Consider the following 11,820-nt stretch of genomic DNA (forward strand, 5'->3'; position numbering starts at 1 on the left):
TATGAGGAAGTTTACCCCTCGGTCTTTTGTTTCTTCCGCGCCTCGATCATCGGCATCGCCTCGGCATAGCTCACGCAGGCGACATCCTGCCTGCCGCAGACTTCGCGCAGCAGCCGCTCGTAGGCGTTCCAATAGGCGCCGCCATTCATCTTCACGAAGTGGAAGCCCATCTGTAGCGGAATGCGCTCGCCATTATATTGCCTGTCGAATGCATTGCGGAAGGCCGTATAGGCGCGCTCCTCGAATTCCTTCGAACGATCAGGCGTTTCGATGCCGATGGAGTGGCGGATGAAGAGATTGTAGTCCATGGCGATGATCGGGCGGTTGCCCGGACCTTCGGGAATGAGCGGCAGGCCGAAATGCTCTATGCCGTCGCGCTCCACCGGCCATTCCGGTCCCTTGGTGATGCTGGTGGCGTCATAAACGAAACGGTGCTTTTTCTGCGCTTCGGTCAGCGCCGGCCCCTGCGAGAGATACGGCGCGCGGAAACCATTGATCTTTTTCACCATCTCGCGCCAGCCTTCGGGTTCCTCGCCCTTTTTGCCGATCATCTGCCAGGCGTTTTCCAGCGTGCTGGTGAAGGTGGTGAATTCGCCGTCCCATTGTTCGGCCGTCCATTGCCCGCCATCGAAATGGCCGCAGGTGTGGTTGCCGATTTCGTGGCCTTCGCGATAGGCGGCCCAGATGTTTCTGAGCCTTGCCTCCACCTCTTCCGGCGACTGGCCGAAACCGACATTGGAACGGCCGGACTTCTGGCCGGGTCCCTGATAGGTCTTGGCGCTGGTTTTGCGGTCCATCACCAGCGTGCAGGCAAGGAAATAGGTGAAATGCGCGCCGACTTGCTTGCCCGTCGCCCGGCTTCTTTCCCACAGCGTATTGTCGCCCGCACCGTCGAAGGACACGATGACGAGCTGCTTCGGCTTCTCAGCCTCTTGCGCAAAAGCGGGAAGGGCGGCGAGAAGCGACAGGGAAAAGGCGGCAAATGGGCGAAACATCAGTTATCCGTCATATGAAACACCGTGGCCTTTTGCGGGTGGAATAAGGCGAAGCTTTGAATAGTCTGGCGTTTTCATGACTTTCGGCCTAATTCCTGTTGCAGCTTGCGGTGATAGGGCCGCTTCGTTCCACCGGGGGACCGTGTTTCATGCTTTTTCTCGCACTCTGTCTTGCCTTGTTCCTGCTGACGCATCTTTTGAAGGTGGTCGCACCGCAATTTCGCGCGCGGATGATCGCGTCGATGGGCGAAGGCCCTTTCAAGGGCGTCTATTCGCTCGTCAGCCTCATCACGCTCGGCCTCGTCATCTATGCCTTCGGGGAAGCGCGGCAGGAAACCGGAATGTTGTGGTATCCACCTGTCTGGATGAGCCACATTGCCGTGACCCTGATGCTGCCGGCGATGATCTGTCTCATCGCCAGCCTCATCCCGGCTGGCCACATCGCGACGAAGACGAAACATCCGCTCATTCTTTCGGTCAAGATATGGGCGCTCGCGCATCTTCTGGCCAATGGCGAGACGTCTTCCATTCTTCTTTTCGTATCGTTCCTCGCCTGGGGCGTGGTGATGCGGATTTCGCTGAAGCGCCGGGAACGGGCAGGCGAAAAAGTGGTCCGGGACTTCGTTTCAGGCCGTTACGATCTGGTGGCCGTTGTCGGCGGCATCGTCCTGTGGGGTGCTTTCATCCTGAAACTGCACGAATGGTTGATCGGCGTTCAGCCCATCGTCCTGTAGGAAATCAACGTTTCCCCCTTACATATCAGGCAAAATAGGCTAGAAGGCCGACCATGACCCGGTTGGCCTTACTTTTGCCGATCCGGGTAAGCGGCTTGGTATGTCCGCGGACGGATGGATCGGGACACGATCTCCGCGCGGGTAACGGAGAATTTGATGGCAAACGAGAATGATACCTTTATCCGCGAAGTGAACGAGCAGATCCGCTCCGAGCAGCTGTCGCGCTTCTGGGGCCGTTACGGTATCGTGGTCGTGGGTGCGGCCGTTCTCGTGGTTCTGGGCGCCGCCGGCACCGGTATCTACGAATACTGGAACACCAGCCGCGCTTCCAATTCCGGCGACCAGTTCCTTGCGGCGCTGAAGCTCGCTTCGGACAACAAGACGGATGAGGCGCTGAAGGCCTTCGCCGATCTCGAAACCTCCGGTCATGGCAATTATCCGGTTCTGGCGAAGTTCCGCTCGGCCACGCTGCTGTCGCAGAAGGGGGATGCGGCCGGCGCCATCGCCGCTTTCACCGCCATCGGCAACGATACGTCCGCACCGCAGGTCTTCCGCGACACCGCCAAGGTGCGCGCGGCCTGGCTGCTGGTGGATAACGGCACCTATGATCAGGTCGTCGCCCTTGCGGAGCCGCTCAGCGCCGAGGGCCAGACCATGCGCGCTTCCGCCCGTGAAGCTCTGGGTCTTGCCGCCTACAAGGCCGGCGATTTCGCCAAGGCCAAACAATGGTTCGAGCAGATCGTCAGCGACGCGCAGGCGCCGCGCAACGTGACGAACCGCGCGCAGATCATGCTCGACAATATCACCGCTTCGGGCAAGGCTGCCTAACGCCGCTGCGCCACGCAGGATCGCGCTGGCATTCTGTGCATTGCCAAAGCGATCCAACTCATTATTTTACGCATGTCCTTTGCCCAAAACAGGTAACGTTTTGGGCAGACGTGCTTTAAGGAACCAGGATCAATGAGCTTCACCGTCGCCATAGTCGGGCGCCCCAATGTCGGCAAGTCCACGCTTTTTAACCGTCTCGTCGGAAAGAAGCTGGCGCTGGTGGACGATACGCCGGGTGTGACCCGCGACCGCCGCCCCGGCGAGGCGAAGCTGGTCGACCTGCGTTTCACCATCATCGATACCGCCGGTCTGGAGCAATCCGGGCCGGAAACGCTTCAGGGCCGCATGTGGGCGCAGACCGAAGCGGCAATCGACGATGCCGATGTGACGCTGTTCGTTGTGGACGCCAAGGCCGGATTGACGCCGGCCGACGAGACGCTCGCCGAAATGCTGCGCCGTCGTGGCAAGCCGGTGGTGCTGGTGGCCAACAAGTCCGAAGCGCGCGGCTCGGATGCCGGTTTCTACGACGCCTTTACGCTCGGTCTTGGCGATCCTTGCCCGATCTCGGCCGAACACGGCCAGGGCATGATCGACCTGCGCGACGCCATCGTCGAGGCGATCGGTGAAGACGTGGCCTTCCCGCCTGAGGTGGACGAGGCGGAAACGGATATCGTTCTGCCGCGCAGCGAGCCGGGCAGCGAGGACGAAGAAGACGAAGAGCCGGTTTATGACGAGACCAAGCCGCTGCGCGTCGCCATTATCGGCCGGCCGAATGCGGGCAAGTCGACGCTCATCAACCGTTTCCTCGGTGAAGACCGCCTGCTGACCGGCCCGGAAGCCGGCATTACCCGCGACAGCATTTCGGTCGAATGGGACTGGCGCGGCCGCACCATCAAGATGTTCGACACGGCCGGCATGCGCCGCAAGGCCAAGGTGACGGAGAAGCTGGAAAAGCTTTCGGTGGCCGATTCGCTGCGCTCCATCCGTTTTGCCGAAACCGTGGTGATCGTGTTCGACAGCACCATTCCCTTCGAAAAGCAGGATTTGCAGCTCGTCGATCTCGTCATCCGCGAAGGCCGCGCCGCCGTGCTCGCCTTCAACAAATGGGATCTGGTGGAAGACCCGCAGGCCTATCTGGCCGATCTGCGCGAGAAAACCGAGCGGCTTCTGCCGCAGGCGCGCGGCATTCGCGCCGTGCCGATTTCCGGCCAGACGGGTTATGGCCTCGACCGGCTGATGCAGAACATCATCGACACCGACAAGGTCTGGAACCGCCGCATCTCCACCGCCCGCCTTAACCGCTGGCTGGATTCGCAGACGACCCAGCATCCGCCGCCGGCCGTTTCCGGCCGCCGCCTGAAGCTGAAATATATGACGCAGGTCAAGGCCCGCCCGCCGGCCTTCATGATTTCCTGCACGCGGCCGGAAGCTATTCCGGAAAGCTATACACGTTATCTGGTGAACGGTCTGCGCAAGGATTTCGACATGCCGGGCGTGCCGATCCGTGTGCATTATCGGGGTTCGGATAATCCGTTCGAGAGCAAGGCGAAGAAGCGGCGTTGATTTTGATGTGAAGGGTCGCCGCGTATTTCTTCTCCCCATCGGGGAGAAGGTGGCCCGAAGGGTCGGATGAGGGGGCACCCTCTCCGTATATCTCGACCGTCGCCCCCTCATCCCGCTGCCGCGGACTTCTCCCCGGCGGGGAGAAGAAACAAGGGGCACCCGCTCGCTCCAATTTCACGGTTTTGAAGAGTAAAAGACCATGCTGATCAAGCAGACCGACTATCACCGGATTTACCGCGTCATCAACAGCCTGCTCATCAGCCAGAATGCCGATCCCGCCTCGGCCTCCATGTATTTCAGCACCTTCGGCGCCTTCATCCTGCAGCAGCATTACAAGGTGAAGGCGGTGCCGAAGGGTGGGCTTGCGGCCTATAATCTCGGTGGAACCGTGCTGCTATTCGCCGATCACCGTGAAGACGGTTATGTGACGGGCGCGGGCGAGAACTTCCACTGCTGGATCGAGGCGGATGGCTGGGCGATCGATTTCATGGCCCCGGCATTTTCGGAAGGCGCCGATGGGCTTTCCGTGCCGGCGAAAATGTTCCAGCGGTCGCTTGCCGCCATGGCGGCATCCATCAACGATCTCGGACAATCCGGTGATTTCTTCTATCGTTCCGAACCCGAAGCCACGGCAAGACGCTTCGCCGACTGGCACAGGCAGGCGATGATCGGCGATATGGCGAGCGTTGCCGCCAGCTGGTTCCGCAAGTCGCCGAAACAGATGGCCGCCTCGCTTTCGGTAACGGATCGCGACGGCAAGGCGCGGACCGTGCCGCTTTCCGGCCAGATGCTTACCGGAGCATGGTGAAGGCGGGTTACGCCGCGCAGTGTCGATCCTCAAGGTTTTGTCAGCAAAAGGCCTTTTGATTTATAGGGGCAATGTTGCTACGCAGGCTGGGCTTCACCATCTCGCACTCACGCCGCCCGATAGTCTGGTGCTGGTTTTCCACGGGACGGTGGCCGTCATACCCAACAGCGCCCTGCCGATTGCTGCAAAGGACATCATCGAGAAAATCAATCACTGGTGCGCAGCCCAACGGAAAGAGCTTCTTTCCTTGTCCTGAGGCGGTATCATCCGGAAACAGAGGACGGCCAGCGTGTTCTCGCGGCAGCCGCCTGACGTCAATCAGCAGCCCGACCCCGTTCTAAAGATAACGGCAGTCGCGTCCTTATTGCCTTGTGACATTCCCGCTTCGTTTCGTCCACCATTCCCGAACAGAATTTCGGGGATCGGCCTCATGCAAGTTGAGAACGCGACAGCAGCGGCAGGGATTTTCCTGCCGCGTGAATGACATTGTCGAGGAACTGCCGTGAGGCTTTTTCCCAGCTGTAGCTTCTGGAAAGCGCCAGCGCCTCCTGCGGCGAACAATGAAGTGCCGCAAGACAGGCATCGCGAAGATTGTCGTCCAGCGCACCGGCTGCCGGGTTGCCGCCGAGAATATCGATCGGCCCGGTGACGGGGAAGGCGGCCACGGGCACGCCGCTTGCCAGCGCTTCCAGAATGGTGTTGCCGAACGTATCGGTCTTCGAGGGGAAAACGAAGACATCGGCCTGCGCATAGGCATCGGCCAGCTCCTCACCGGTCTTGACGCCGGTGAACAAAACGTCCGGATATTTCTCCTGCAATTCATGGCGGGCAGGGCCATCGCCGATGACGACCTTCGAACCCGGCAGGTCCAGTTCCAGAAATTCCGGCAGGTTCTTCTCCACCGCCACACGTCCCACCGTCATGAAGATTGGGCGCGGCAGATCGAAAGGCAGCTTTGCTTTCGGGCGGGGATGGAAAAGCTCGGCGTCGATGCCGCGGCTCCAGCGCTTCAGGTTGCGCACGCCGCGCGCTTCCAGTTCGGTCTCAAGGCTCGGCGTTGCCACCATGCAGGTGTTGCCGCCATTGTGGAACCAGCGCACGAAGGCATAAAGCCAGCTTTCCGGCACAGGGAATCGCGCCGCCACATATTCGGGAAAGCGGGTGTGATAGCTGGTGGAAAAACGCATGCGGTTCTTCACACACCAGCGCCGCGCCATGAAACCCAGCGGCCCTTCCGTCGCAATATGCACGAAGGAAGGCTGGCTTTTTTCGATCTCCGCCGCCACACGGCGATAACCGGCAACCGAAAGGCGGATTTCCGGATAGGTGGGGCAGGGGATGCTGTAAAAACTCTGCGGCGTGACCATTCGCACATCGACGCCGAGCCGCGCGAGTTCGGTATTGGTGTTTTCTATGGAGCGAACCACGCCGTTGACCTGCGGGTGCCAGGCATCTGTGACAATCGTGATTCTCGTCATGAAACACTGATCCTGCTCATCTGCGCGCGGGCGAATCCCCATTGCCCGGCTTCTGCCCGTATATGCGGCGTGCGTGTTACAGGATCATGTCAGGGTGTGTGACGGCGGGGAAGCGTGGTTTGTGCGCAGACGTTTGCGCGCTTCCCCGGTGCGACGGAGCCTTATCCCACCAGCGGCAGCAGCTCGGGGCTGATCAGCGCGCCGTGGTGACCGATGACGGTTGCCGCCGCCCTTGCCGCGAAGGTGGCCGCTTCCTCCGGCGAACTGCCGGTCACATAACGGGCGAGGAAAGCGCCGTTGAAGCTGTCGCCGGCGCTTGTCGTGTCCACCACGTCTACGGCCTTCACCGCCGGGGCGTGAGTGCGACTGCCGCCGAAATCGAGCGTCGCGCCCTTGGCGCCGTCCTTCACGACGATGTTTTCGACGCCAAGAGAACGGTAGCGGTCGATGGTCGCTTCCACGGAGACATCGCCGAAATGGCTCGCCTCGTCATCGAAGCTCGGCATGACAAGCGCTGCGGCGCGTGCGCCGTTGGAGATGGTCTCAAGCATCGTATCCTTATCCGCCCACAGGCGCGGGCGGATGTTGGGGTCGAAGACCACCAGCTTACCCGCCGCCCTGGCGCGTCGCAGTTCGGCGAGGAACGTATCGACATCATGGGCGGAGGCGAGAATGGCGAGCGTGATGCCGGAGAAATAGACGACATCGGCGCTTTCCACCGTCCTGCGCAGGTGGTCCGCATCGGCGGCCAGCTGCCTTGCGGCGGCGGCGTTGCGCCAGTAGCTGAAGGTGCGCTCGCCGTCCTTCAGGTTGATGAGGTAAAGGCCGGGCGTGCCGCCCTTGATGCGGCGGATTTTCTCCGTGCCGATGCCGGCATCGGCGATGAAGGTGAGCATGTCTTCAGAAAGAGGATCGTCGCCAAGCGCGGTGAAATAATCGACCGACCAGTCGCCCGGCAGGCAGGCCCGGGCATACCATGCGGTATTGAATGTATCGCCGGCAAAACCCTTGCGCAGCAGCCCGTTGCCGGCCTGCGACAGTTCCACCATGCATTCGCCAATCGACAGAAACCGTCCGCCCACGCCGTCATCCTCCCGTTTTTTCCAGCCATGCGGCTTACGACGAGTGCGCGCCGCTGACAAGGGCGGTTCTGGCCGTTTGTGCATGTGCGAAGTTCCGGTTTACGCGGCGGCGGCAGCTTTATATTCTCTGGCAAGACGCCCACAGGAGATCGCCGATGACGCTGCCCTATGCCCCGGTCCACAAACCTCAAGCACAATCGGACTGGTGGAAGGGAGCGGTGATCTATCAGGTCTATCCGCGCTCGTTTCAGGATACGACCGGCGACGGCTATGGCGATCTTGCCGGGGTGACGAAACGTCTGCCCTATATCGCCTCGCTTGGCGTTGACGGTATCTGGCTCTCGCCCTTTTTCACCTCGCCCATGGCTGATATGGGTTATGATGTTTCCGATTATTGCAATGTCGATCCGATGTTCGGCACGCTTGCCGATTTCGACGCGCTGATGGCCGAGGCGCACCGTTTGGGATTGAAGGTCATCATCGATCAGGTTATCTCGCACACGTCGGACCAGCATCCCTGGTTCGTGGACAGCCGGGCGAGCCGCACCAACAGCAAGGCAGACTGGTATGTCTGGGCCAATCCCAAGCCGGATGGCACGGCCCCCACCAACTGGCTTTCCGTGTTCGGCGGACCGGCATGGGAATGGGACGGCGTGCGCAAGCAATATTACATGCACAGCTTCCTCGCCTCGCAGCCGGATCTCAATTTCCATAATCCGGATGTGCAGGATGCGCTTCTGGAAACCGTGCGGTTCTGGCTGGATCGCGGCGTTGACGGTTTCCGGCTCGATACCGTCAACCATTATTTCCATGACAAGCTTTTGCGCGACAACCCGCCGCTTTTCGACGAGGAAAGTTTCGGTCTCGATGCTTCCGACGTTAATCCCTATGGCATGCAGGACCATCTCTACGACAAGACGCGGCCGGAAAACGTGGCTTTCCTGAAGCGTTTTCGCGCGCTGCTCGACGAGTATGAGGGGCGCGCCACGGTGGGTGAAGTGGGAGACGGGGCGCGGTCGCTGAAGACAGTGGCGGCTTATACGTCCGGCAATGACAAGCTCAACATGTGTTACACTTTCGACCTGCTGGGGCCGGATTTCAGCGCGAAGCATCTGCGCGCCTCGGTCGAGACCTTCGGCAAGGTGGTGACGGATGGCTGGGTGTGCTGGGCCTTTTCCAATCACGATGTGGTTCGCCACCTCAGCCGTTTTTCCGAAAGTGTAGAGGAGCAGGTGCGGGTGGCGAAGCTTGCCATCTGCGTTCTCGCCAGCCTGCGCGGTTCCATATGTCTCTATCAGGGCGAGGAGCTGGGTCTGACCGAGGCGGAACTCGCCTTTGAGGATCTGCGCGATCCCTACGGCATCCGCTTCTGGCCCGCCTTTAAGGGGCGGGACGGATGCCGCACGCCGATGGTGTGGGAAACCGGCAAGCCGAATGCCGGTTTTTCCAGCGCTGAAAAGCCCTGGCTGCCGGTGCCCTATGTCCATGGCATGCAGGCTGTGGACGCGCAGGAGCGCAAGCCGGACTCGGTTCTGAACCATTACCGCGCCGTCTTGTCATTCCGCAAAGGTCACGGCGCGCTGCGCGATGGCGACATGCATTTTATCAAGACCAATCTCGATGTGTTGGCCTTCACGCGCCAGAAGGGGGATGAAAAGCTGCTCTTCGTTTTCAACCTCACCCGTGAGGCGGTGGAATTCCCGATACCGAAGGCCATGCGGGTCACCGATATACTGCCGATGCCGGGTTTCGCACCGTTATTCGATGCGGGTATCGTGAAGCTCGAGGGGCTGGATGTGTTTTGCGGGGGCGTTGCATGAGCGGCCAATTTGCCATCGAGACGGCTGGCGAAGCATCGCTCGATGAGTGGTCCCTTCTGCGACACCGCTTGTGGCCCGATGCTTCACCCGCCGAACATCGGGCGGAGTTGCAGGACGTCTCCGACAATGAGGTTGGATTTATTGCCTATGATCCGGCGGGCATGGCCATCGGTTTTGCCGAAGCCAGCCTGCGGCACGATTATGTCAACGGATGCGACACCTCGCCCGTGGCGTTTCTCGAAGGCGTTTATGTGGAGGAGGCCTTTCGCAAACAGGGCGTTGCGGCTGCATTGATTGCCGAAGTAACCCGTTGGGCGACCAGCAAGGGTGTGAGCGAACTTGCTTCCGATGCCGATATTTCCAATGTCGATTCACACCGCATGCATGCGGCGCTGGGATTTGAGGAAACGCAGCGGGTGGTTTATTTTCGCAAGTCTCTGCCTCCGGATTGAGGGTATGGGCACAGCAGAAGATGCAGCGATCTCTGCTGATTACGTATCCTGCTTCCCTCATTCCTGTGCTTGTCACAGGAATCTAGCCAGCCCAAGTCATTGGGCTGAAAAGACTCTCTCGCCGCGCAGACGCGCGTCGACTGGATTCCTGTGACAAGCACAGGAATGAGGAGGTCGGTGCGTCTTATGCGCATTTACCGTCTTCCGCCGAGGCATTTTCCGCCAATCAAATCAGCGCAAACCGATCCACATCCACCATGCCCATATCGGAAATCTTCAGATGCGGGATGACGGGCAGGGGCAGGAAGGCGACCTGCAGGAAGGGTTCTTCCAGCGTCGTGCCGAGTGCATAGGCTGCTTTTCTAAGCGTGTGCAGCGTATCGCGAACGGTCTCATAGGGTTCGAGGCTCATCAGCCCGGCGACGGGCAAAGCGATCTCGCCCGTCACCCTGCCGTCTTCCACCACCACGAAGCCGCCCTTGATTTCGCCGAGCCGGTTGGCGGCCAGCGCCATGTCGTCTTCGCTCACGCCGACGACGCAGATATTGTGGCTGTCATGGCCGACGGTGGAGGCAATGGCGCCCTTTTTGAGGCCGAAGCCCTGAACGAAACCGTTGGCATGGTTGCCGTTCTTGCCGTGGCGTTCGATGACGGCGACCTTGATGATGTCGTTTTCAAGATCGACGGTGGTCTGGTTGCCATCCGTCGGCAGCCTGTAGCGGCGGTGCTCGGTAATGATCTTGCCGGGAAGCACGCCCATGATAGGGCTTTCGCCCTCCGTGACCGGCACGCCGAAATGCGAGGCGAGCACGGGTCTTGCTTTGACGCTGTCAAGGCCGACGGGTGCGACCGGTTTGCGGGTGGCAAAAAGGGCGTCATCGACGATCCGGCCGCCGGAAAGCACCATGCTCGCCTTGCAGTTCTGCAGGCTGTCGATGACCACAAGATCGGCGCGCCAGCCGGGTGCTACAAGGCCGCGGTCGCGCAGGCCGAAGGCTTTCGCGGCGGAAATGGAGGCGGCGCGGTAGATGGCGAGCGGTTCCACGCCGCTGGCGATTGCGGTGCGGATCATATAGTCGAGATGACCCTGTTCGGCGATGTCGAGCGGGTTGCGATCATCCGTGCAGAGGGCCAGATAGGGCGACAGGCGTTCGGTGATGATCGGCATCAGGGCGTGCAGGTCCTTCGAGACCGAGCCTTCGCGCACCAGAATATGCATGCCCTTGCGGATTTTCTCCAGCGCCTCAGTCGCGCTCGTGCATTCATGTTCGGTGCGGATGCCGGCGGCGAGATAGCCGTTCAGCGCCGTGCCGGAAAGAAGCGGTGCATGGCCGTCGATATGCTGGCCCCGAAAGGCCTCTAGCTTCGCCATGCACACCGGATCCTTGTGGATGACGCCCGGAAAATTCATGAATTCGGCAAGGCCGATGACCTTCGGGTGGCCCCGGAACGGCAGCAGCTTTTCGATGGGCAGATCCGCGCCGGCGGTTTCCAGATGGGTGGCGGGCACGCAGGAGGAGAGCTGCACGCGGATGTCCATGATGGTTTCCATGGCACTGTCGAGGAAGAACCGAAGCCCCTCTACGCCCAGAACATTGGCGATCTCGTGCGGGTCGCAAATGGCCGTGGTAACGCCATAGGGCAAAACGCAGCGGTCGAATTCGTGGGGTGTCACCAGCGACGATTCGATATGGAGATGCGTATCGATGAACCCCGGAACGACGATCTTTCCGGAAATGTCGATTTCCTGTCGCCCCTTGTAGTTCTCGCAGGTGCCGACGATGGTGTCGCCACAGATGGCGATATCCGAAGCGACGAGTTCTCCGGTGACGAGGTCGAAGAAGCGTCCGCCCTTGAGAACCATGTCCGCCGGTTCACGGCCCGTACCCTGATCGATGCGCGTTTCAAGTCTGGAATTCATGCGGGTTTCTTCGGCTCCTGATTTACGTCGTATGCGAGAATTTTCACTATTTACATTCTGTGGTTGTTTCTTGGTCTATTCCGATTGATTCTTTGAGTTTTAAATATATCCAGAGTAAAAAATTTTCATATTTGTGTTA

The 11,820-nt window shown here is 60.2% G+C and carries 11 protein-coding genes; 7 read left to right on the plus strand and 4 right to left on the minus strand.

What is annotated here, in order from left to right:
* Window positions 1–11: 11 nt before the first annotated feature.
* On the minus strand, window positions 12–995 hold the full coding sequence (locus PH605_RS15910; protein ID WP_142845415.1) for a polysaccharide deacetylase family protein: 984 nt from the start codon (window positions 993–995) through the stop codon (window positions 12–14).
* A gap of 149 nt (window positions 996–1,144) precedes the next feature.
* On the opposite strand from PH605_RS15910, the gene PH605_RS15915 reads away from it, so the two are divergent.
* From PH605_RS15915 to PH605_RS15935, 5 genes are all read left to right on the plus strand, one after another.
* Window positions 1,145–1,729, plus strand: a complete 585-nt coding sequence (locus PH605_RS15915; protein ID WP_065655660.1) for an NnrU family protein — start codon at window positions 1,145–1,147, stop codon at window positions 1,727–1,729.
* A gap of 156 nt (window positions 1,730–1,885) precedes the next feature.
* Window positions 1,886–2,557 (plus strand): tetratricopeptide repeat protein, encoded by a 672-nt coding sequence (locus PH605_RS15920; RefSeq protein ID WP_080856651.1) that lies wholly within the window; start codon window positions 1,886–1,888, stop codon window positions 2,555–2,557.
* A 132-nt stretch (window positions 2,558–2,689) separates the two neighbouring features.
* Complete coding sequence (der, locus tag PH605_RS15925; protein ID WP_003524225.1) at window positions 2,690–4,120, plus strand: ribosome biogenesis GTPase Der; 1,431 nt, start codon at window positions 2,690–2,692, stop codon at window positions 4,118–4,120.
* 199 nt (window positions 4,121–4,319) lie between these two features.
* Window positions 4,320–4,928 carry a DUF2026 family protein gene (locus tag PH605_RS15930; RefSeq protein WP_142845416.1) on the plus strand — a complete coding sequence of 203 codons (609 nt, stop codon included), beginning with the start codon at window positions 4,320–4,322 and terminating at the stop codon, window positions 4,926–4,928.
* Between the two features lie 19 nt (window positions 4,929–4,947).
* The gene (locus PH605_RS15935; RefSeq protein ID WP_142845417.1) at window positions 4,948–5,184 is read left to right on the plus strand and encodes a hypothetical protein; all 237 of its coding nucleotides are present in this window, start codon (window positions 4,948–4,950) and stop codon (window positions 5,182–5,184) included.
* A 172-nt stretch (window positions 5,185–5,356) separates the two neighbouring features.
* Here the strand turns inward: PH605_RS15935 and PH605_RS15940 are convergent, their stop codons facing one another.
* Together PH605_RS15940 and PH605_RS15945 are read right to left on the minus strand one after the other, a co-directional pair.
* On the minus strand, window positions 5,357–6,406 hold the full coding sequence (locus tag PH605_RS15940; RefSeq protein WP_035240305.1) for a bifunctional monoglucosyl/glucuronosyl diacylglycerol synthase: 1,050 nt from the start codon (window positions 6,404–6,406) through the stop codon (window positions 5,357–5,359).
* A 161-nt stretch (window positions 6,407–6,567) separates the two neighbouring features.
* A complete protein-coding gene (locus PH605_RS15945) occupies window positions 6,568–7,488 on the minus strand; it encodes a sugar kinase (RefSeq protein WP_161987925.1) in 921 nt (306 codons plus the stop codon).
* Window positions 7,489–7,643: 155 nt separating this feature from the next.
* Here PH605_RS15945 and bglA point away from each other — a divergent pair, with 155 nt between their 5' ends.
* Window positions 7,644–9,308 carry a beta-galactosidase BglA gene (gene bglA, locus PH605_RS15950; protein WP_142845418.1) on the plus strand — a complete coding sequence of 555 codons (1,665 nt, stop codon included), beginning with the start codon at window positions 7,644–7,646 and terminating at the stop codon, window positions 9,306–9,308.
* Entirely contained in the window at window positions 9,305–9,760 is a 456-nt protein-coding gene (aac(6'), locus tag PH605_RS15955; RefSeq protein WP_142845419.1) for an aminoglycoside 6'-N-acetyltransferase, read from the plus strand. Before bglA ends, aac(6') begins: the two co-directional genes overlap by 4 nt.
* Window positions 9,761–9,986: 226 nt before the next feature.
* Here aac(6') and ade read toward each other — a convergent pair whose 3' ends face one another.
* Complete coding sequence (gene ade / locus PH605_RS15960) at window positions 9,987–11,681, minus strand: adenine deaminase (protein WP_142845420.1); 1,695 nt, start codon at window positions 11,679–11,681, stop codon at window positions 9,987–9,989.
* Window positions 11,682–11,820: the final 139 nt, after the last annotated feature.

The organism is Agrobacterium sp. CFBP 3001 (assembly GCF_027871605.1).
Classification (GTDB): Bacteria; Pseudomonadota; Alphaproteobacteria; order Rhizobiales; family Rhizobiaceae; genus Agrobacterium; species Agrobacterium leguminum.

Excerpts from the sequence above, each read along its gene's own strand:
- PH605_RS15910 (WP_142845415.1), bottom strand. The coding sequence starts at position 995 with ATGTTTCGCCCATTTGCCGCCTTTTCCCTGTCGCTTCTCGCCGCCCTT.
- PH605_RS15915 (WP_065655660.1), top strand. The coding sequence starts at position 1,145 with ATGCTTTTTCTCGCACTCTGTCTTGCCTTGTTCCTGCTGACGCATCTT.
- PH605_RS15920 (WP_080856651.1), top strand. The coding sequence starts at position 1,886 with ATGGCAAACGAGAATGATACCTTTATCCGCGAAGTGAACGAGCAGATC.
- der (WP_003524225.1), top strand. The coding sequence starts at position 2,690 with ATGAGCTTCACCGTCGCCATAGTCGGGCGCCCCAATGTCGGCAAGTCC.
- PH605_RS15930 (WP_142845416.1), top strand. The coding sequence starts at position 4,320 with ATGCTGATCAAGCAGACCGACTATCACCGGATTTACCGCGTCATCAAC.
- PH605_RS15940 (WP_035240305.1), bottom strand. The coding sequence starts at position 6,406 with ATGACGAGAATCACGATTGTCACAGATGCCTGGCACCCGCAGGTCAAC.
- bglA (WP_142845418.1), top strand. The coding sequence starts at position 7,644 with ATGACGCTGCCCTATGCCCCGGTCCACAAACCTCAAGCACAATCGGAC.
- ade (WP_142845420.1), bottom strand. The coding sequence starts at position 11,681 with ATGAATTCCAGACTTGAAACGCGCATCGATCAGGGTACGGGCCGTGAA.